The 20,417-nt window shown below is 73.4% G+C and carries 9 protein-coding genes; 4 read left to right on the top strand and 5 right to left on the bottom strand.

The window, feature by feature from the left end; translation table 11 throughout:
• Nucleotides 1-140 precede the first annotated feature (140 nt).
• The 4 genes from AB0G28_RS46910 to AB0G28_RS46895 are packed head-to-tail and all read right to left on the bottom strand — an operon-like array spanning nt 141 to nt 14,546.
• Nucleotides 141-1,346: a cytochrome P450 gene (locus tag AB0G28_RS46910; RefSeq protein WP_361105318.1), complete on the bottom strand. Its 1,206-nt coding sequence runs from the start codon at nt 1,344-1,346 to the stop codon at nt 141-143.
• A gap of 11 nt (nt 1,347-1,357) precedes the next feature.
• A complete protein-coding gene (locus AB0G28_RS46905) occupies nt 1,358-2,230 on the bottom strand; it encodes a TauD/TfdA family dioxygenase (protein ID WP_361105315.1) in 873 nt (290 codons plus the stop codon).
• A gap of 23 nt (nt 2,231-2,253) precedes the next feature.
• Nucleotides 2,254-10,731: an amino acid adenylation domain-containing protein gene (locus AB0G28_RS46900; protein WP_361105312.1), complete on the bottom strand. Its 8,478-nt coding sequence runs from the start codon at nt 10,729-10,731 to the stop codon at nt 2,254-2,256.
• Nucleotides 10,728-14,546: an amino acid adenylation domain-containing protein gene (locus tag AB0G28_RS46895; protein ID WP_361105309.1), complete on the bottom strand. Its 3,819-nt coding sequence runs from the start codon at nt 14,544-14,546 to the stop codon at nt 10,728-10,730. Before AB0G28_RS46895 ends, AB0G28_RS46900 begins: the two co-directional genes overlap by 4 nt.
• Nucleotides 14,547-14,771: 225 nt before the next feature.
• Here AB0G28_RS46895 and AB0G28_RS46890 point away from each other — a divergent pair, with 225 nt between their 5' ends.
• Nucleotides 14,772-15,590 (top strand): hypothetical protein, encoded by an 819-nt coding sequence (locus AB0G28_RS46890; protein WP_361105306.1) that lies wholly within the window; start codon nt 14,772-14,774, stop codon nt 15,588-15,590.
• Between the two features lie 202 nt (nt 15,591-15,792).
• On the opposite strand, the gene AB0G28_RS46885 is transcribed toward AB0G28_RS46890, so the two are convergent.
• Entirely contained in the window at nt 15,793-16,680 is an 888-nt protein-coding gene (locus tag AB0G28_RS46885) for a LysR family transcriptional regulator (protein WP_361105303.1), read from the bottom strand.
• Between the two features lie 83 nt (nt 16,681-16,763).
• Here AB0G28_RS46885 and AB0G28_RS46880 point away from each other — a divergent pair, with 83 nt between their 5' ends.
• From AB0G28_RS46880 to AB0G28_RS46870, 3 genes are read left to right on the top strand one after another with little or no spacing between them, the layout of a single operon-like run.
• On the top strand, nt 16,764-17,672 hold the full coding sequence (locus AB0G28_RS46880) for an EamA family transporter (RefSeq protein WP_361105300.1): 909 nt from the start codon (nt 16,764-16,766) through the stop codon (nt 17,670-17,672).
• Nucleotides 17,672-19,300, top strand: coding sequence for an NAD-dependent malic enzyme (locus AB0G28_RS46875; RefSeq protein WP_361105297.1), 1,629 nt, complete (start codon nt 17,672-17,674; stop codon nt 19,298-19,300). Before AB0G28_RS46880 ends, AB0G28_RS46875 begins: the two co-directional genes overlap by 1 nt.
• A gap of 50 nt (nt 19,301-19,350) precedes the next feature.
• Nucleotides 19,351-20,304 carry a helix-turn-helix domain-containing protein gene (locus AB0G28_RS46870; protein ID WP_361105294.1) on the top strand — a complete coding sequence of 318 codons (954 nt, stop codon included), beginning with the start codon at nt 19,351-19,353 and terminating at the stop codon, nt 20,302-20,304.
• Nucleotides 20,305-20,417 lie beyond the last annotated feature (113 nt).

The raw sequence follows: 20,417 nt of genomic DNA, 5'->3' as shown, positions 1-20,417 counted from the left end.
CTACTCTTTATCCGGGCTGGTGTTTTTTTTCCTTCCTTTTTCACTTCGTAGGTGGGGTGGGGGGGGTGGCCCCCCCCCACCGCCACATTGGGGCGCTTGGGCCGAGGGCGGAGCGGCGCCAAGGCACGCCGTCTGCGGCGTCAGCGCAGCCGGACCTGCAAGGCGACCCGGTGGCGGGCCCGCGGCAACGGCACCCACGCCGGCTCGGAAACCGGCTCCACCGCCGGAAACCGGTCGAACAAGCTCCGCAGCGCGACTTCCGCCTCCACCTTCGCCAACGCGACCCCGAGGCAGAAGTGCGGCCCCCAGCCGAATCCGACGCTTCCCTCCCGGCCGCCGTGCTCGGCTTGCCACCGGACGTCCGCGGCATGCGGGTGGGCGAACTGCGCCGGGTCGCGGTTGGCCGCGCCGAGGACCGCCTGCACCGCGTCGCCCGCGCTGATCCGTACGCCACCGACGACCATGTCGGTTGCCGCGTAACGCAAGCGGGCCAGCTGGACCGGGCCGTCCGTGCGGACCAGCTCCCGCACCGCGGCCGGCCACAGCTCGGGCTCCGCCCGCAGCAGCGAGAGCTGGGCCGGGTCGCGCATCAACGCGAGCGCCGCGTTGGACAGCATGTGCGCCATCGTCTCGTGCCCAGCCAGCACCAGGAACACCACGAGAGCCACGGCGTCGACGTCGGTCAGGTCCTCCTGGGCGACGACCTCGCTCAGCAGGTCCTCCCGCGGGTCCGCCCGGCGCCGGTCCACCAAAGCGTGGCAGTAGGCGAACATCTCGCCCAGCGTCGGCGTGATCCGGGCCGGGGCGCCGTCGACCAGGACCTTGCCCCAGCGGTACCAGTCCGCCCAGTCCGCTTCGGGCACTCCGACCAGTTCGCACACCACCGCCATCGCCAACGGGTACGCGTACTCCTCGAGCAGGTCCGCCGTCTCGCCCAGCCCGTCCAGCAGCTCGTCGACGATCTGCTGCACCCGCGGGCGCAGCGTGGCGACGCGGGTCGCGCCGAAGGCGTGGCTGATGCTGCGCCGCAGCCGCGTGTGCTCGGCGCCGTCGAGGCTCAGCAGGCTCGCCCTCAGGTACGGCAGGTGCTCTGGCGGTGTGCCCAGCGCGAGGAACGCCGCCTCCTGCGTCTGCGCGCCCTGCCCCGGCAGGCCGGTCGGATCGTTGCGCACGGCCGGATCCGACAGCACGGCGCGGACCTCGGCGCTGCCGGTGACCAGCCAGCCCTCCTCGCCGTTCGCCAGGCGGGCCCGGCAGACCGGCGACGCGGCGAGGATGCGGTCGTAGCCGCGCATCGGGTCGTCGAGGACGGCCGGATCGCGGACGTCCACAGGTTCGGTCGACAATGGTGCTCCTGTCAGCCCTTGAGCGGGCCGCCGTTGATCGCGACGCGGTGGCCGAAGCGGGTGTGGGGGTAGTAGTCGTACGTCGCGTGGTGCTGGACGCAGCGGTTGTCCCAGAACACCAGCGTGTTCGGCTCCCACCGCACGCGGCAGGCGAGCATCGGGCGGTTCGGCACGACCGAGAACAGCAGGTCGAGCACCGCCTGGCTCTCGTCGGCCGACAGCTGCGGGATGCGCGAGGTGTAGGCCGGGTTGACGTACAGCAGCGGCCGGTCGGTTTCCGGGTGCCGCACCACCACCGGGTGCTCGCTGACCGGCGGCTCGTAGCCCGCCGGGATCTTGTGGCCGCGGAAGGCGTGGGCGCCGTCGTGGATCGCGGTCAGGCCGGCCAGCAGCTCCTTCAGCTTCGGCGACAGCATGTCGTACGCGAGGTGCATGTTCGCGAAGAGCGTGTCGCCGCCGCTGCCCGGCTCCGGCATCCGCGTGATGTGGAGCATCGAACCCAGCGACGGCTCTTCGTCGGCGGTGCCGTCGGCGTGCCAGCCGTTGCCGAACACGTTCGCCGACTCCGGCGCGGTGGCGACCTCGAGGATGTACGGGTCGCCGTGCTCGGGCGGCGGGTTCACCGGGCGCAGCTCGCCGAAGCTCGCGGCCAGGCGCTTGTGGTCCGCCACCGTGATGTCCTGGTCGCGGAACACCAGCACGTGGTGGTCCAGGAACGCCGTCTTGAGCTCGGTGAGCTGCTCGTCGGTCAGCTCCCGGGTCAGGTCGAGCCCGGTGACCTCGGCGCCGATGACCGGGGTCAGGCCCCGGACGTCCAGGGTCCGGTAGTCCCGCGCCGGCCGCGTCGTGATCCGCTTGACGGCGTCGAGTTCGTACTGCTCCATGGTTTCCTTTCCTCCTGCGGGTCTCACAGTCCGATGGCCGCGGCCACGGCGGTGACGTGCGGGGCGCGCACGATGCCGTAGTGGGTGGCGGGCAGTTCGTGCCAGTGGCTCGGCTCGGGCAGCAGGGCTCGCCAGCCGTCGCGGCCGGCCACGGGCAGGCCGGGTTCGGGTTCGGTGGCGAGCCAGACGTGGCTGGGCGTCGCGGCCAGGCGGGGCAGTTCGTGCCCGGCCATGCTCGCGAGGTTGGCCCGGCACGCGCGGGCGAGCTTCTGCGCGTGCTCGCCCGCGGTGCCGCCGGAGGCGCCCAGCTCGCGTTCGAAGACCGTCTCCAGTTGCGTGTCGCTGTAGTCGGCGGCGCTCGCGCCGGGCGGCGGCGGGTCGATGAGGTGCAGCGCCCGCGCCGGCTGCCCGGCCGCCTCGGCTTCGGCGGCCATGCCGGCCGCGACCCAGGCGCCGAACGACCACCCGGCCAGCTGCCAGGTGCGACCGGGGAACCGCGTTCGCATCGCCGTGTAGTAGCGGTGTGCGCGGTCCTTTATGGACCAGCCTGGCGGTTGCGGTCTGCTCAGCGCGGGGTCGGCGATCACGCAGACGCCGAGTTCGGGCGGCAGGGCTTCGACCAGCGGACGGTAGGCGTGGACATCCCCGCCGACGGGATGCACGAGGCAGACGACGTCCGGCGTCGTCCCTTCGCGCCAGACCTGCACGACGACTTCGCCGGTGTCCGCGGCTTCGGCGAGCTTTGCCAGCAACGCGGCCATCGTCACCTCCGGGCCGAGCCAGGCGAGGTCGAGGTCGACGCCGTAGAGGCGTTTCACCGAGTCGACGACGTCCAGCAGGGTCAGGGAGTCGGCGCCGAGGTCGTAGAGCGGGACGTCCGGGTCGAGTTCGGCGACGCCCAGGAGGGCGCGGACTTCCTCGGTCAGGTCCGCCTCGGCCGGTTCGGCCGTCGGCGTGGCGTCCCGTTCGTGGAAGCCGCGGGCGGTTTCCAGGCCGGTCGTCGCGATGAGGATTTGCGGGAGACCCGTGCCCAGCGCGCGGGCGAAGGTGCGTCGGCCTTCGTCGTCGCTGAGGCCGACGGCGAGGTGGGCTTGGTGCCGGGCGTCGGTTTCCAGGGCGTTGACGGCCATGCCGCTGTCGCGCCAGACGTCCCAGCCCAGGGCGATCCGGGCGGTCGGGCCGTCGCGGTGGGCGAGGGCGTCGAGGAACCCGTTGGCGGCGGCGTAGTCCAGCTGGCCGGTGCCGCCGAACTGCGCCGACAGTGACGAGCAGTAGACGGCGAACTTCGGCCGGTCGCGTTCGATGAGCTGTTCCACGAGGAGGGCGCCGGCGAGCTTGACGTCTTGCGTGCCTTCGGCTCGGGTGGCGATGAGGCCGCCGGTCGGTGTCCCGGCCGCGTGGACGATCCCGGTGAGCGGAGCGGGGATCGCGTCGGCGGTCGTCTTCGTGAGGTCGGCGGCCAGCAGGTCGACGCGGCCGGCCCACGGCTTGAGCGCTGCGGGCAGGTGGGGGTGGCGCGCGAGCAGGATGACGCGGCCGGTCGTGCGGGTCAGCAGTTCTTCGGCGACGGCGGTCCCGATGCCGCCGGTGCCCCCGAGAACGAGGTGGGTCCCTTCCGCTGGCGAGAATTCGCCGGGACTGACGGGCGCGCTGCCTTGCGTCCACCAGAACCCGTTCCGGAGGGCGACGCGCTCGGGCGGAGTCGGTCCGGTGAGGAGGTCGGCTGCCGGGTCCAGCTCGGGGCCTTCGAGGTCGACCCAATGGCCGGGGACGCCGGACTCCTGCGGGCCGACGGCGGTGATCCCGGCGAGCAGCCCGGCTTCGGGACGCGTGACGGCGGTGTTCGCGGGCGCGGCCCCGGCGGAGACCCACCAGGTCCGGAGTGGACGGCCGTGGGCAGCGCGGAGGAGGGCCGCGGGGGTGTCGAGGCAGGCCCATCGCGCCTGGTTCAGTGACTTTTCGCCGACGGGGCCGGTGATGCCGAGCGGGAGGGTGTGGAGCCAGTCGATTTCGTTGTCCGGCAACGCTTCCAGAACCTGGCGGAGGTGCGCGGTGTCGGCCGGGTCGGCTTCGAAGGTGTCGGGGCCTCGCCGGGCGAAGTGTTCTGCTGCGTGGACGCGCACGACGCGCGGGTAGGCGGCGTCGAGGGCGGGTGCGGTGAGCGGGCCTTCGCCGGAGATGACGAGGGTGCGGCCGGTGGTGGCGGCGGTCGTGGCCCGGCGGAGACGGACCCAGGTGGGCTGGTGCAGCCACTCGCCTTCGGGCAGCCGGGTGGCGACGGGCCGCCGCGGGAAGTCGAAGTCCTGGGCGTCGAAGGCGGGCGGCGGAAAGTCCCACGGCGCAGGCGCGGGGGACTGGCCCCACTCGACGGAAGCGCCGGGCAGCCAGGCAGCAGCCAGCTCAGCCGCGGACAGAAGGGCACTTTCACGTGAAAGTGCCCACTCGGAAGCGGAGCTTTCACGTGAAAGCTCCGGGGTGGTGGTCACCTCCTGGGGCACGGCCGTGCGCAGCCACTCGACCGCCGCAGCCGCGTCCTCGCAGGCCGCCGCCAGGCGCCAGGGGCCCTCCGGGCGGCCCGACTGCAGGTGCCGGAGAACGTCCACATAGGACGATGGGTGTGCAGTCAGGTAGCCTGCCACCCGGGCCGCGTCGAGGCGCAAAGCCGCCGCGCTGCGGGCCGACAGCACCAGGCACCGCGCGGGCTCCGGACGCGACGGCGGTACCGGCCGGACCGACTCCAGCACCACGTGCGCGTTCGTCCCGCCGATGCCGAAGCTGCTCACCCCCGCCACCCGCGGGCCCGCGGGCCACGGCTCGGCGGACGTCGGCACCCGGAACGGCCCCAGGTCCAAAGCCGGATTCGGCTCGCGGAAATCCGCCGTCGGCGGCAGCACCCCGTGGTGCACCGCCAAGGCCGCGCGGATCAAGCCCACCACCCCGGCCGCCGCGCCCAGGTGGCCGATCTGGCTCTTCACCGAAGAAAGCGCGCACGCCGAGACATCCGGCATCGCCTCGCGCAGGGCCGCCACTTCGATCGGGTCGCCGAGGCGGGTTCCCGTCCCGTGCGTCTCCACGTACCCGACGTCCGCGCCCGAGCGGCCGGCCCGCCGGAGCGCGGCCCGGATCGCCGAGCGCTGCCCGGCCGGGGAGGGTGCGCTGTAGCCCTGCTTCACCGCGCCGTCGTTGGTCAGCGCCGAACCCGTGATCACCGCGTACACCGTGTCGCCGTCGCGGCGGGCCGCCGACAACGGCTTCAGCACCACCACCCCGACGCCGCTGCCGCCCACCGTGCCGTCCGCGTCGTCGCTGAACGGGCGGCAGTGGCCGTCCGGCGAAAAGATGTGCTGCGGGCGGTACCGGTAGCCCTCCGCGAGGGTGACGTCGACGAGCACCCCGCCCGCCAGCATCACCTCCGCCTCACCGCCGCGCAGCAGTCCCGCCGCCTGGTGGACCGCCACCAGCGAACTCGAACACGCCGTCTGGGTCGTCAGCGCCGGACCCGTCAGGTCGAGGTGGTACGCCACCTTCGTCGCCAGGAAGTCCTTCTCGTGGTGCAGGGCCAGCTGGAAGCCGTCCGGCAGTGCCGCCGGGTCGGCTTCGCGCAGCATCTGCTGGAAGTAGGTGTTCTCGCCGCAGCCGGCGATCAGCCCGACACCCGCACCCGAAGTGATCCCGGCGTGCGCCAGCGCCTCCACGCACGTCATCAGCAGCTGCCGTTGCTGCGGGTCCATCAGCGCCGCGTCGCGGTGGCTGACGCCGAAATAAGCGGGGTCGAACGCCAGGGGATCGGCCAGGAGGCTGCGCGCGCCGACCAGGCCGTCCGCGGCCGGGAACTCCTCGATGCCCCGGCGACCCGAAACGACCAGCTCCCAGAACGCCGCCAGGTCCCGTGCGCCGGGCAGCCGCACCGCCATGCCGACGACGGCCACCGGCTCGTCGGCGGCACCCTGAGCAGACACGCCGGCCGCAGCCGGGCCGCTTTCGAGGTGCCGCGTCAGGTCCCGGAGCGTGACGTGCTCGAAGAGGTCCGCCACGGTGAACCGGTAGCCGGCTTCCGCGCAGCGCAGGTGGAACTTCATCAGCGACAGCGAGCCGGCGCCGGCCGCGAAGAACGTCTCGTCCGGACCGATCGGCGCGCCGGTCACCTCCTCGAACAGCGCCGCCAGCTCGCTCGACGGCCGGGCCACCGTCCGATGCAGGTCCGTCCCCGGCGCGCGGGCCGCGGCGTCCCGGTCCAGCTTCCCGCTCGGCGTGCGTGGCAGGACGTCGACGACGCGGAAGCGGTCCACCCGCGCGTGCGGTGGCAGCAGCGGCCGCAGGAAATCGGCCAGTTCCGCGGCGGAAGGCGTCCGGCGGCATTCCAGGAACGCGGTCAGCCGGCCGTGTTCGGCCGCGACGACCGCGTTGACGACGTCCGGGTGCCGCAGGAGCGCGGCCTCGACCTGGCCGAGTTCGAGGCGATGCCCGCTCAGCTTGACCTGCTGGTCGGCGCGGCCGTCGAAGTGCAGCAGCCCGGCACGGTCGAAGTGCGCGAGGTCGCCGCTGCGGTAGTACAGCTCCGGCAGCTCGGCGAACTTCTCCGGCGCCGCGTCGCCGAGGTAGCACCGGTTCGCCGGAAGACCGCCGATGAGCAGCTCGCCGACCTGCCCCGGCGGCACCGGCGCACCCGCGGCGTCGGCGACCCGCAGGACCGCGTTCGCCACCGGACGGCCGATGGCGGGCCGGTCGGGCCACTCCGCCGGATCGCCGTCGAGGGTCAGTGCGCTGACGACGTGGGTTTCGGTCGGCCCGTAGTGGTTGTGCAGGCGCGCGCCGGGCAGCCCGGTGAACCACCGCCGGATCGCCGGCGTGCACACCAGCTGCTCGCCGGCGGTGATCACGTCCCGCAGCCGCGACGGGTACCGCCCGAGCCGGACGCCGTGTTCGGCGAGCAGCTGCAGCGCCACGTACGGCAGGAAGATCCGTTCGATGCCCGCGGTTTCCAGCCGGTCCAGCAGTGCCGGGACGTCGTGGCGCCACTCCGGGCGGATCAGGTGCAGCGTCCCGCCGCCGCAGAGGGTCGTGAAGATCTCCTGGAACGACACGTCGAACGACAGCATCGAGAACTGCTGCGTCGCCGCGGGCGGCGCGTCCTGCCACTGCAGCAGGTTCGCCAGGGTGCGGTCCGGGACGCGCACGCCCTTGGGCACGCCGGTCGAGCCGGAGGTGAACAGCGTGTAGAGCGGGCGTCCGGCGTGCCGGGCCGGGACGTCCGGCACCGGGCCGCCGTCGAGCGTGACGAACCGCCGTTCGACGTCCGTGTCGAACGTTTCACCGGGGGCGAGCAGGACGCAGCGCGGCCGGACCCGGCCGACCATTTCCCGCAGTAACTCCGGCGGGTAGGCGGGATCCAGCGGCACGGCGGTGATGTTCAGCCGCGCGAGGGCGAGGAGCGCGACGACGTGCTCGGCGGACGGCCGGAAGTACAGCGCGATGTCCGTGGCGTCCTCGGGCAGGGTGGCCGCGAGCCGGGCCGCGTGCGCGTCCAGCTCGGCGTAGGTCAGGGTCGTGTCGCCGCTGAGCGCCGGGGCATCGGGCGTCCGAGCGACCTGACGCGCGAAGCCGTCCGCCACGGTTTCCCACGTCAGCTCCGCCGCGGCACCCCGGCCGTGGTCGCGGCGGTCCGGAGTCCGGGCATCGGCGTGCAACGCGCGGTCGAAGACTTCGCCGAGGGCCGTCGCCTCGGCTTCGGTGAAGTGGCCTTCCCCGTACTCCCAGAGGCAGTCGAAGCCGTCGGGCCGTTCCACGACCGACAGCGTGAGTGCGCACTTGGCCTCGGCCGCCTCGATCCATTGTGGACTGATCGAGCAGCCGGGGAGTCGCAGCGCCGCGAAGTCGGTGTTCTCCAGGACGAACAGGTAGTCGAAAGCCGCATACGCCGGGTCGAGGTCGGCGAACGCGACGTCCTGGTGGTCCAGCGCGGCACCCGCGGCCTCGCCGAGCCGCCGGAGCTGGGTGCCCAGGTCCTCGTCCGGGTCGACCGACACCGGCAGCCGGACCGTGTTGGCGAACATCCCGACGCTGTCCTCGAACTCCCGCACCGGCCGGTTCGCCACCGGGGCGGCGATCCGGGGCCGGGTCCGCCCGGTCACCGCGTAGAGGCTCCAGGCGAACACGCCGAGCAGGAGCTGGAACCGCGTCAGGCCCAGCTCACCGGCCCACTCGTCGACGCGCTCGCGTCCGATGCGGGTCGTGTGCAGCCGCCCGGCCAGGGACGCGTCACCGAGGGGCTCGGCGTCGTCGGCCCGGTCGGTCAGCTGGGCGCGGTAGCCGGGGGAGGCGAACCAGCGGGACTGCCACGCGGCGAAGTCGAACGGTGTGTGCGCGTCCGGCCGCGGTGTGACTCCGGACAGCTCGCGGAAGAGGATGTTCAGCGACCAGCCGTCGACCGCGATGTGGTGCAGGCACAGCAAGAACGTGCCGTCGGGCCGCCAGGCCGCGCGCAGCAGGCGACCCGAGGCGAGGTCGAAGGGCGCGGTGAAGAAGTCGCCGGAAGGTCCGGTCCACGGGTCGTACGGTTCCTTCGCCACCTGCCGCAGGCCGTCGGGAGTGGCTTCGAACGCGGTCCGCAGCGCCGGATGCCGCTCCACGAGCCCCCGCACGCCCCGGCGCAAAGCGTCGACGTCGGGTGAGCCGGTGACGCTGAAGGCGAGTGGCACGTGGTACGCCGTGGAAGCCGGATTCCGTTGCTGCAGCAGCCAAAGCCGTTGCTGCTCGCTGGTCGCCGGGGCCGACGGCGCGGTCGTCGGCGGCCCCGGCTCCGGGTACGCCGCTCGCCCCGCCGCGGAAACGGCCGCGGCGAGGTCGGCGAAGGTCCCGCGTTGCACCACGGAAGGCGCCAGGTCCGCGCCCCACCGCTCGCGGATCGCGAACCGCAGCCGCAACGCCTTGAGCGAGTCGCCGCCGGACCGCAGCCACGTGTCGCCGGGGTGAAGATCCGGCACGTCGAGAGTCTCCGACACGACGTCCAGGACTTCGCGCTCCCACGCGGTCGCCTCGCCGCCGGTGTCCGGCCGCCACGGCGAGAACCCACCGGCCAGCAGCGCGGCTTCGTCGACCTTCCCGTTCGCGTTCCGGGGCAGCTCGCCGACGCGGAACACGTGGTGCGGCCGCATGTAAGCCGGCACGGTTTCGGCCAGGTGCGCTTCGAACGCCTCGAAGGACAGGTCGCCCGCCACGACGAAGGCGAGCAGCTCGGCCGTGGCCGCCCGGCGGACGGCGACGTGGACCTGCCGGACTTCCGGGTGCGCGAGGAGCCGCTGCTCCAGCTCTCCCGGCTCGATCCGGAACCCGCGGACCTTGACCTGCCGGTCGGTGCGGCCGACGTAGGCGTACCGGCCGCCCGGCAGCACGCGGACCAGGTCACCGGTGCGGTAGAACCGGGCACGGCCCTCGTCCAGCCACGGCAGCCGGACGAACCGCTGCCCCGTCTCCGCGGGCAGGCCGCGGTAGCCGAGCGCGACACCCGCCCCGGAGATGTACAGCTCGGCGACCTCGCCTTCGGCGGCCACGCGCTCGTCCGGCGTCACCGCGACCGCGCCGGTGCCCGGCAGCGGGCGGCCGATCGGCACGACGTCGCCGTCGAAGCCTCGCGGGATGGCGTAGCTGAGGGCGAACGTCGTCGTCTCGGTCGGGCCGTAGCCGTTCTGCAGCCGCGTCGGCGAGCCGGGGTTGGCCTGGTACCACCGGCGGATCAGCGGGGCGTTGAGCTGCTCGCCGCCGATGACGACCCGGCGCACGGTGGCGAAGCTGCCCGGCACGGTCTCGGCGACCGCGTTGAACAGCGTCGCGGTGACGAACATCGTGTCGACGCGCTCGCGGACCAGCGCGTCGGCGAAGGCCCGCGGGTCGCGGACGGTGTCGTCGTCGAGGATCACGCACGTGCCGCCGGTCAGCAGCGGCACCCACACCTCGAAGCTGATCGCGTCGAAGGCGGGGTTGGCCAGGCAGGCGAACCGGGTGCCGATGTCGAGCCAGCCGGGTTCGGCCAGGCGCAGGACACCGGCGTCGCGGACCTCGACGCCCTTGGGGCGCCCGGTCGTGCCGGAGGTGGAGAAGAGGAACGACGCCGGCGCGGGTTCGGCGGGCACGCCCACCTCGGCGGGGCTCGCCAGGAGCTCGGCCGGGGTGACGCCGGGCAGTTCGTCGCTGACGACGGCCGCCGCGCCGGCGTCGGCGAGGATGACCTCGCGGCGCGCGGGCGGGCTCTGCCGGTCCAGTGGCACGACCTGGCCGCCCAGGCGCAGCACGCCCAGCATGACCTGGATCAGCTCGGCCGAGCGGGGGAGAGCGACGGCGACCGCGTCACCCGGCCGGATCCCGCGGCGGGACAGGGCTTCCGCGACGGCGGCGGCGCCCGCGTTCAGCTCGGCGTAGGTGAGGCGACGGTCGCCGTCGGACACGGCGAGGGCGTCCGGGTGCCGCAGGGCCCGGTCGTGGACGCGGCGGGCGATCGAGGTCATCGGGCCGCCAGCTCGGCCGAGATCAGCTTCGCGACCAGCGGCAGCGCATCGCTTTCCAGCATGTCCCAGTGTCCGCAGTCCGCTGGGACCACCTCGAACTCGCCGCGGGCGCGGCGGCGCCAGAACTCCTCGGTGCCGGGGATCGGGTCCTCGCCGACGGCCTGCACGAACACCACCCGCGCCGGGGTTTCGCCGGGGTCGTGCTGGCGCGCGGTCAACCGGTTGTGGTTGTACGTGCGGTGGTAGCGCTCGATCTGCGCGTCCTCGATCCCGGGGTACATCCCGTTGAAGCGGACCAGTTTCTCGCGGAACTCGGCCGCGGACACCGGCTCGATCGCCGCCTTCGCGGCCGGGTCGTCGGTGGCGGTCGTGTCGAGCAGGACGACGCTGACGCGCGGATGGTGCGCCGCGAGCCGGCGTCCCATCTCGTAGGCGACCAGACCGCCGTAGGAGAGTCCACAAAGGACCAGCACTTCGGCGGGCCGCGGGTCGACGAGCCGCAGGTACTCCTCGGCCATCGCCTCGACGCTCGGCAACGGCTCTTCGCCGGCGTTGAGCCCGGGGGACTGGATCCCGACGACACCGGCGTCTTCGGGCAGGAGAGCGCTGAGCGGCAGGTAGCAGAACGCCGTGCCACCGGCCGGGTGCACGCAGACGACGCGGGCCCGCCCGGCGCCGCGCCGGAACTCGATCAGGCTGCCACCGCCCAGCGGGCTGTCCGCCCGCAGCAGCGCGGCCTGCGCCTCGATGGTCGGGTGCAGGATGACGTCCCGGATCGGCAGCTCGCGGCCGAACTCCGCGCCGATCGCGTGGGCCAGCTTGATCGCCGAGATCGACGTGCCGCCGACGTCGAAGAAGTCGTCCGAGACGCCGATCGCGGGGTGCAGCAGCAGGTCCCGCCAGATCCGCAGCAGGGCCAGTTCGACGTGGTCGCGCGGGGCGGCGGTGTTGACCGCCACGGGCGCGCTGGCGCGGGCGCGGGCCAGCACGGCGTCGCGGTCGAGCTTGCCGCTGCGGCTCAAGGGCAGCCGGTCGAACTCGGCGAACACCGACGGGATCATGTAGTCCGGCAGCCGGTCGGCCAGCGCGGCCCGCCATTCGTGCGGGGTCCGGCCGCCGCCCGCGACGCCGGCGACGAGCCGCGGCTCGCCTTCGCGGTCCACCAGCACGGCGGCCTCCCGGACGCCGGGGACGGCCAGCAGCGCGGCCGTCACCTCGCCGGGTTCGATGCGGAAGCCGCGCAGCTTGATCTGGTCGTCGCGGCGGCCGGCGTACTCGGCCGCACCGCCGGGCAGCCACCGCGCGAGGTCGCCGGTGCGGTACATGCGGTCGCCGGGCACGAACGGGTCCGCGACGAACCGTTCGGCGGTCAAGCCCGGCCGGTGCAGATACCCGCGGGCCAGGCAGTCGCCGGCCAGGAAGACCTCGCCCACGACACCCGGCGGGACCGGGCGCAGCCGCTCGTCCAGGAGGTACAGCCGCGAGCCGGGCAGCGGCCGTCCGATCGGGGCCGGACGGTCGCGGGGTTCCGGGTCGAAGTGCGCGGTGGCGTAGAGCGTGGCTTCGGTCGGCCCGTAGCCGAAGCAGATCCGCAGGCCCGGCAAGGCCGCGGCGAACCGGGCGAGTGCGGCCTCCGGCAGCGGTTCGACGCCGGTCAGCAGCTGCCGCAGCGCGAGCCCGTGCAGGCGCGTGGGGTCCTCGTCGATCCACCGGACGTAGGCGGGCGGCAAGAAGGCCTGGACCACTCGGTGTTCCCGCAGCCACGCCATCAGGGCCGCGGGGTCGGGCCGGACGTCCTCGGGCACGACGTGCAGCACGGCGCCGGTGGTCAGGGGCAGCAGGAGTTCGTGCACCGAGGCGTCGAAACCGATGCTCGACCACGCCGACGTCGCTTCGCCGGGCGTCGCGCCGAAGCGGTCCAGCCACTGGTCGAAGAGGGCGAGAACGCTGTGGTGGGTCACGGCGACGCCCTTCGGCCGCCCGGTCGACCCCGACGTGTAGATCACGTAAGCCGTATCGCGAGGGTCGGTCGCGACCGGTCTCCGGGTTTCGTCGCCTTCGGCCTCGAGTTCGGTGACGTCGTCGCCCAGGACCAGGACCGGGCGCGCGTCCTCGACCATCGCCGCCCTCCGGGTGGCCGGCTGGGCCGGGTCGAGCGGGAGGTAGGCGGCCCCGGTCTTCAGCACGCCCAGCACCGCGACCACCAGCTCGGCCGACCGTCCACTGTGGATGGCCACGACCCCGCCCGGCCGGGCGCCGCGACGGCGCAGGGCGTTCGCCAGCCTCGTGCTGCGGCGGTCCAGTTCGCCGTAGGTGAGGGTCCGGTCGTCGCAGACGAGAGCCGGGGCGTCCGGGGTCGTGTCGGCGTGGGTGGTGAACCGCTCGACGAGCCCGCCGGGGCGCCGGTTCGGGCGGGGACCGGTGCTCCAGGCGGTGAGGATCTCGCGGCGTTCGTCGTCGTCGAGGAGTTCGTAGCTCGCGATGTCGGCGCCGGGTCGCGTGGCCAGCTGGTCCAGCAGCCGGACGAGGTACCGCGCGTACCGCTCGGCGGTGGCGTGGTCGAAGAGGGCGACGGCGTAGTCGAGGTGCCCCAGGACGTCGCCGTTTTCGTCGGCGAGCCCGAGGGCGAGGTCGAACTTCGCGGGGGCGTGCTCGACGTCGACGGGCTCGACGGTCACCCCCGGCAGCTCCAGGAGGTCGTGCATGGTCGGCACCCAGGCGAACATCGTCTGGAACAGCGGGGTGTGCGCCGGGCTGCGCGGCGGGTTCACCAGCTCGACGACCCGTTCGAACGGCAGCTCGACGTGGTCGATCGCGCCGCGCAAGGTGGCCCGGACCTGCTTGAGCAGAGCGGCACCGGTGGGGGAACCGCCCAGCTCGGCGCGCACGGCGAGGGTGTTGACGAAGAACCCGATCGTGTCGGGGTGCTCGCCGCCGTCGCCGCGGTTGGCGGTCGGGACGCCGACAACGATGTCAGATTGCGCGGAAAGCCGGGAAAGCAGGATGAACCAGCAGGTCAGGATGGTGGAGTAGAGCGTGACGCCGTGCTCGCGCGCCACCGCCTTGAGCCGCGCGGTGAGGTCCGGCCCGAGGGCGACCGGCACCCGGGCGCCCCGGTAGTCCTGCCGGGCCGGGCGCGGCCGGTCGGCGGGCAGCTCCAGCACCGGCGGCACGCCGTCGAGCCGGTCCCGCCAGTACGTCTCGTGCGGCACCGGACCGTCCCCGGCCAGCCAGTCCTGCTGCGCCCGGGAGTGCTCGCGGTAGGGCCGCGCGGGCGGCAGATCCGGTTCTGTCCCAGCCAGCTGAGCGGCGTAGAGGAGGCCCAGCTCCCGCAGCAGCAGGGTCCGGGACCAGCCGTCGAAGACGACGTGGTGCACGGTGATCAGCAGGACGTGCTCCTCGCCCGCCCGGAACTGTCGGTGGTCCCCGGTAGCGTGGAAACCGGGGGGCGCCGCCCCGGCCAGCAACCGCGCCCGGCCCAGCGGCGCCCGCGTCAGGTCGAACGGCTCCACCGCATCGGCCCGCCGCAGCTCGGCCGCCTCCTCCGGCCCGGCGACCTCGGTGACCACGCACGGAAACCCGTGACCGGCGGGTTCGACGACCTGCACCGGCCGGCCGTCCTCGACGACGATCCGGGTCCGCAGGGCTTCGTGGCGGTCGGCAAGGGCGTCGAAGGCGCGTTGCAACGCCTCGCGGTCCAGCGGTCCCCGCAGCGAGAACGCCATGGTCTCGTTGTAGGCCGGTCCGGCCCCGTCCAGCTGGGAGACGGTCCACAGGCGTTGCTGACCGGACGACAGCGGGGCGGACACTCGCATCGAGGACGGCCTTTCCGGGCGGGGCGGGCGAACCGGTACTGCTTTGTGCCGTCGCAGCCGAGGTCGGGGAAACGCTCTCTGTCTGTCGGGACAGTTAACACCACACCATCGGGTGAAGACGAGGGCTGACCGAAGTCTGCCCGGAAGTCCTTCCGCCGCTTCCCGGTGTCCGCCAACGCAACGCGAGTCTGGTGACGAGCGGGCGAGTGCGGTACAACCGGAGGCGTGGCGGAGCGCGTCCGGCGTCCTGACCCGCACGTTTCCGTGGAGCGTGACGTGCTGGTGCGGTACCTCGACGCGTGGACGGCGACCGTCCTGCGGTCGCCGCGCGGCGGGACGTACGTGGAGTGCGGCGGCTTCGCGGCCGACGCGTTCCGGGTCTTCGGCGAGTTCGCCGACCGGCTGGCCGGCCATCACCTGGAGGCGGTGCTCGTAGGGCGGCCCGCCCCCACCGAGGTACCGGCCGGGCTGGCCGTCCGGACGGTCGCCGACCTCGGCGAAGTCGCCGTGCCCGGGCCGATGCTGGCCCACCTGACCGGCGCCTGGCCGCCGTCCCTGGTGCGGGGCAAGGCGCACGAGGTCCTGCTCGCGGCCGAGCCGGGCACGGACCACCGCGACCGGCTGCGGGCGGCGGGCCTCGCGTGCGCGGTGGCCGTGGACCTGGTGGCCGAGGACGGCAGCGCGCGGACGCTGGTCTTCGCGACGGCGGACGAGCGGCACCTCGCGACGTTCAAGAACGAGCTGTGGGCGGTGGACGAGTTCGCGGGCATCCGCTACCGCGACCCGCGCGACGCCGAGGGCACGCTGGTCGACATCTCCCTCACCCCGCAGCTGCTGCCGTTGCGGCGGGCGCTGCTGGCGGAACTGGACCGGCGGAGCTCCGGCACCGTCGCCGAGCTGCAGCGGTTCACGCTGCTCGAGACGATCTACCGCGCCGAGGACGCGGTCGGCGCGCTGACGGCGGCGGTGGCGGCCGGCCAGGTGACGCGGGAACCCGAGAAGGGCAGGCTGACCTCCCGCACGGTGCTCTCGACCGCCCGGTGACGACCCAGTCCCAAGCGCCCCAATGTGGCGTTGGGTGCGTTGGGCGCACCGAACGCCACATTGGGTGCGTTGGGCGCACCGAACGCCACATTGGGTGCGTTGGGCGCACCGAACGCCACATTGGGTGCGTTGGACGCAACCAACGCCACATTCGGTGCGTTGAGCGCAACCAACGCCACATTGGGGCGCATGAGAGCCGGGGTCAGCGGGCCAGCAGCTCCAGCACCAAGGCCAGCGGTGGCCAGCCGGCACGGCCCCGGCGGGTGCACGCGAAGGCCCGGTGCCGCACGGCCGGATCGGTCAGCGGCAGCAGGGTGACCCCCGCCGGGGTGGCGCGTCCCATCGGGAGCAGGCCGACGCCGCGGCCGGCGGCGGTGATCAGGTCCTCGACCAGGTCGAGGCTGTCCGCGCGGTGCGTGAACCGGGGCGTGAACCCGGCCATGGACGCGAGCGTGCGGATCACGTCCTCGTCCGCGGTGTTGCGGGAATTGCCGATCCAGTCGTGGTCCCGGAAGGCCTCGAAGACGGCGAGGGTTCCTTCGCCGCGCACCCGGTCCGCGTCGGCCGCGGGGACGGCGAGGCCCCACGGCGTCGTCCACAGTGGACTGACGGCGACCGCCGGATCCGTGGTGGCGGGCGCGAGGTCGTAGTCGTAGACGAGGGCCAGGTCGAGATCGTCGGCGAGCAGGGCGGCCAGCGCTTCGGCGGGCTCGTACTCGCTGACGGCGACCCGCACGCGGGGGTGGCTCCCGGCGAGGTCGGCCATGGCGGGCAGCACGGAACGCCGGACAGCCGTGGCGAACCCGCCGACGCGGACGGTCCCCGCCGGTGCGGCGTGCGGGTCGAGGTCGGCGCGGGCGGCTTCGACGGCGGCCAGGATCGTCACGGCGTGGTCGGCCAGGCGCTGCCCCGCCGGGGTCAGGCGCACGCGGCGGCCGTCGGGTTCCAGCAAGGGCGCGCCGGCTTCCCGGGCCAGCGCGGCGATCTGCTGGGAGACCGTCGACGTCGTGGTGTCGAGCACATCCGCCACCGCCCGCATCGAGCCGTGCCGCGACAGCTCGAGGAGATATCGCAGCCTACGCGTGTCCACGCGCTGATTGTTCAGGATTTCCGAACGATATGTCCACGATCGACACGTGGACACGAACGTTGTCGGCGGTATTCCCTGGAGCCGTGCCACCCTCACCCCGCTCCGGCGCGGCCCTCGCGGTCGCGGCCATGCTGTGCGTCCAGCTCGGTCTCGCCGTCTCCGTCGGCCTGTTCGACCGCGTCGGTCCCGAGGGAGCCGCGTGGCTGCGGCTCTCGTGGGCCGGCGTGCTCCTCGCCGTCGTGGTGCGGCCGCGGCCGTCGTCGTTCCGGCGGAAGACGCTGCTCGCCTGCGTGGCGCTGGGCGGGGTCACGGCCGGGATGACCATGCTGTTCATGCAGGCGGTGGCGCGCCTGCCGCTGGGCACGGCGAGCGCGCTCGAGTTCCTCGGGCCGCTGACCGTGGCGGTCGTCCGCGGCCGCGGCGGCCGGAAGCTGTGGCCCGTCCTCGCGGCCGCCGGCGTGGTGCTGCTGACGCAGCCGTGGCACGGCGGCGCGGACCCGGCGGGCGTGGGGTTCGCGCTCGCGGCGGCGGTCTGCTGGGCCTGCTACATCCTGCTGACGCAGTGGGTCGGCGACGAGGTTTCCGGCGTCCGCGGGCTGGCCGTGTCGATGCCGGTGGCCGGGATCGTCGCGACCCTGCTGTCCGGGCCCGCCGTGTTCGGGCACCTGACGTGGCAGCTGCTGCTCGCCGGGCTCGGGCTCGCCGTCCTGCTTCCCGTGGTGCCGTTCAGTCTCGAGATGCTCGCGTTGCGGCGCCTCACCACGGCCGCGTTCGGGACGCTCATGAGCCTCGAGCCGGCGCTCGCGCTCGCGATCGGACTCGTTGTGCTGCACCAGGTTCCGGACGCGGCCGCGGTGGCCGGGGTGGCGTTCGTCGTGGTGGCGGGCGCCGGTGCCGAACGGACCGGCGCCCGGGAGCCGGTGATCGGCACCGGGCCGTCCGATGTGGCAGTGTCGTGCCCGGACGACGAACCCGGCCTGCGGAGACGCTGATGGTACACAAAGGACAGAACAGCCTGTTCGACGCGCTGACGACGAAAGGGACCGCGTTCACCCGCGAGGAACGTGCTGAGCTGCGCCTGCTCGGCCTGCTGCCGTATGCGGTGAAGACCCTGGAAGACCAGGTGGCCCACACCTACCAGGAGTTCTCCCGGCGTCGTGACGACCTGGACAAGCACATCTACCTGCGGGCGCTGCAGGACCGCAACGAGACGTTGTTCTACCGGCTCCTCGCCGGGCACGTCGAGGAGATGCTGCCGATCGTCTACACGCCCACGGTGGGGGAGGCGTGCGAGCGGTTCAGCGACATCTACCGCCGCCCACGCGGCCTGTTCGTCGCCTACCCCGACCGGGGACGGCTGCGCGAGGTGCTCCGGAACCGCCCGAACCGGGACGTCGACGTCATCGTCGTGACCGACGGGCAGCGCATCCTCGGCCTGGGCGACCAGGGGATCGGCGGGATGGGCATCCCGATCGGCAAGCTGTCGCTGTACACGCTCATCGGCGGCATCGACCCCGCCCGGACGCTCCCGGTCGTCCTGGACGTCGGCACGGACAACGTCGAGCGGCTGGAGGACCCGAACTACCTGGGCTGGCGCCACCGCCGGATCGGCGACGACGAGTACTACGCCTTCGTGGACGAGTTCGTGACGGCGGTACGCGAAGAGCTGCCGGACGTTCTCCTGCGGTGGGAAGACTTCGCGACACCGCACGCCTTGCCGATCCTCGAGCGCTACCGCGGGGAGATGCTCACGTTCAACGACGACATCCAGGGCACCGCGGCGGTCACGCTCGGCGCGTTGCAGGGCGCGGCGCAGGTCGCCGGGCGTCCGCTGGCCGAGCAGCAGGTCGTCATGCTCGGTGCCGGTTCGGCCGGGATCGGCGTGCTGGAGATGATCCGCCAGGAGATGGTCGCGCAGGGCCTGTCCGACGCCGAAGCCGCGGAGCGGATCTGGGTGGTGGACATCGACGGGCTGCTCACCGACGACCGGACGGGGCTGTCGGACGGGCAGCGCCGGTTCGCGCAGCCGGCGAAGCGCGTCGCGGACTGGGACGGCACCGGGCTGGCCGACGTCGTGCACCACGTCGAGGTGGGCGTGCTGCTCGGCCTGTCCACGGCGGCCGGCGCGTTCACCGAGGAAATCGTGCGGGAGATGGCGAACAAGACCGAGCGGCCGATCATCTTCCCGCTGTCGAACCCGACCAGCCGGGCCGAAGCGCATCCGCGGGAGCTGGACGAGTGGACCGACGGACGGGCGCTGGTCGCGACCGGCTCACCGTTCGCGCCGGTCGAGCGCGGCGGCAAGGCGCGCCGGATCGCCCAGTGCAACAACGTGTACATCTTCCCGGCCATGGGGCTGGCGGTGACGGCCGCCCGGGCGACCCGGGTCACCGACGAGATGATGCGGGTGGCGGCCAGGACACTGGGCGAGGCGTCGCCGGCGCTCGCCGACCCGGTCGAGCCGCTGCTGCCGGCGTGGGAAGACGTCCCGGAGATCGCGACGCACATCGCCACGGCGGTCGCGGTCCAAGCGGTGAAGGACGGCGTCGCCCCGGAGCTGAGCGAAGACGAGGTGGCGGAGGCGGTGCGGCGGACGCGCTGGACCCCCGAATACCGCTGAGTGGCGATCACGCTGTCGGGCGCCTGGATCTGGCCGAGTACGTTGGCCGTATGTACACGGTCGCGGTGCTCGCGCTCGACGATGTGATCGCCTTCGATCTGGCCACGCCGATCGAGACGCTCGGGCGGGCCAGGCTGCCGGATGGCCGCGGCGGCTACCGGATCGTCGTCGCCGGCCCGGACCCGGTCGTCGGCGCCGGACCGGTCCGGCTCGCCGTCGAAGCGCGGCTCGACGACGTCGAGCACGCCGACCTCGTCGTCGTTCCCGGCCGGAACGACCCGAACCGGCCGGTCCCGGACGGCGTGGCCGAGTTCCTGCGCGCGGCGGTGGCCCGCGGAACGCGGGTCGCCTCGATCTGCGTCGGCGCCTTCACCCTCGCCGAGGCCGGGCTGCTCGACGGGCAGCGGGCGACCACGCACTGGCTCGCCACCGACGAACTGGCCCGCCGGTACCCGGCCGTCCGGGTCGACCCGGACGCGCTCTACGTCGACAACGGGCAGATCCTGACGTCCGCGGGGGCGTCGGCGGGGCTGGACATGTGCCTGCACATCGTCGAACGCGACTACGGTGTCGCGGTCGCCGCCGACGCCGCGCGGCTCGCCGTCGCGCCCCTGCAACGCACCGGCGGGCAGGGCCGGTACATCCTCCGCAACCGCCCGACCTACCAGACCGCGACGCTGGAAAAGGCGCTCGCGTGGATCGAGGAGAACGCCCACCGCCCGCTGATGCTCGCCGACATCGCCGACGCGGCGGGCATGAGCGCCCGCACGCTGACCCGGCACTTCCACGCCGAGACCGGGCAGAGCCCGATCCAGTGGCTGACCGGCGTCCGCATCCGGCACGCCCAGGAACTGCTGGAGCTCACCGACCACACGATCGACCGCATCGCGGGCCAGGTCGGGTTCCCGTCACCCAGCAACTTCCGCGTCCAGTTCGCCCAGACCGTGCAGGTCAGCCCGAGCGAGTACCGCAAGACGTTCCGGCGGGTGCCCGCTCCTTCGTGACGGCGGCTGCGGCGTCGAGTCCCTCCGCCAGGTCGCGGTCGTGCTGGGCCGGTGTCGTCACGCGAACACTTTAAGTGCCGCGACCGTCACCACCGGCCAACTCGGCCGGTGAG

This window comes from Amycolatopsis sp. NPDC021455, from assembly GCF_040640995.1.
Classification (GTDB): domain Bacteria; phylum Actinomycetota; class Actinomycetes; order Mycobacteriales; family Pseudonocardiaceae; genus Amycolatopsis.
The sequence above is the reverse complement of the archived record's forward strand: the minus strand, read 5'-3'. Positions and strand labels throughout refer to the sequence as shown.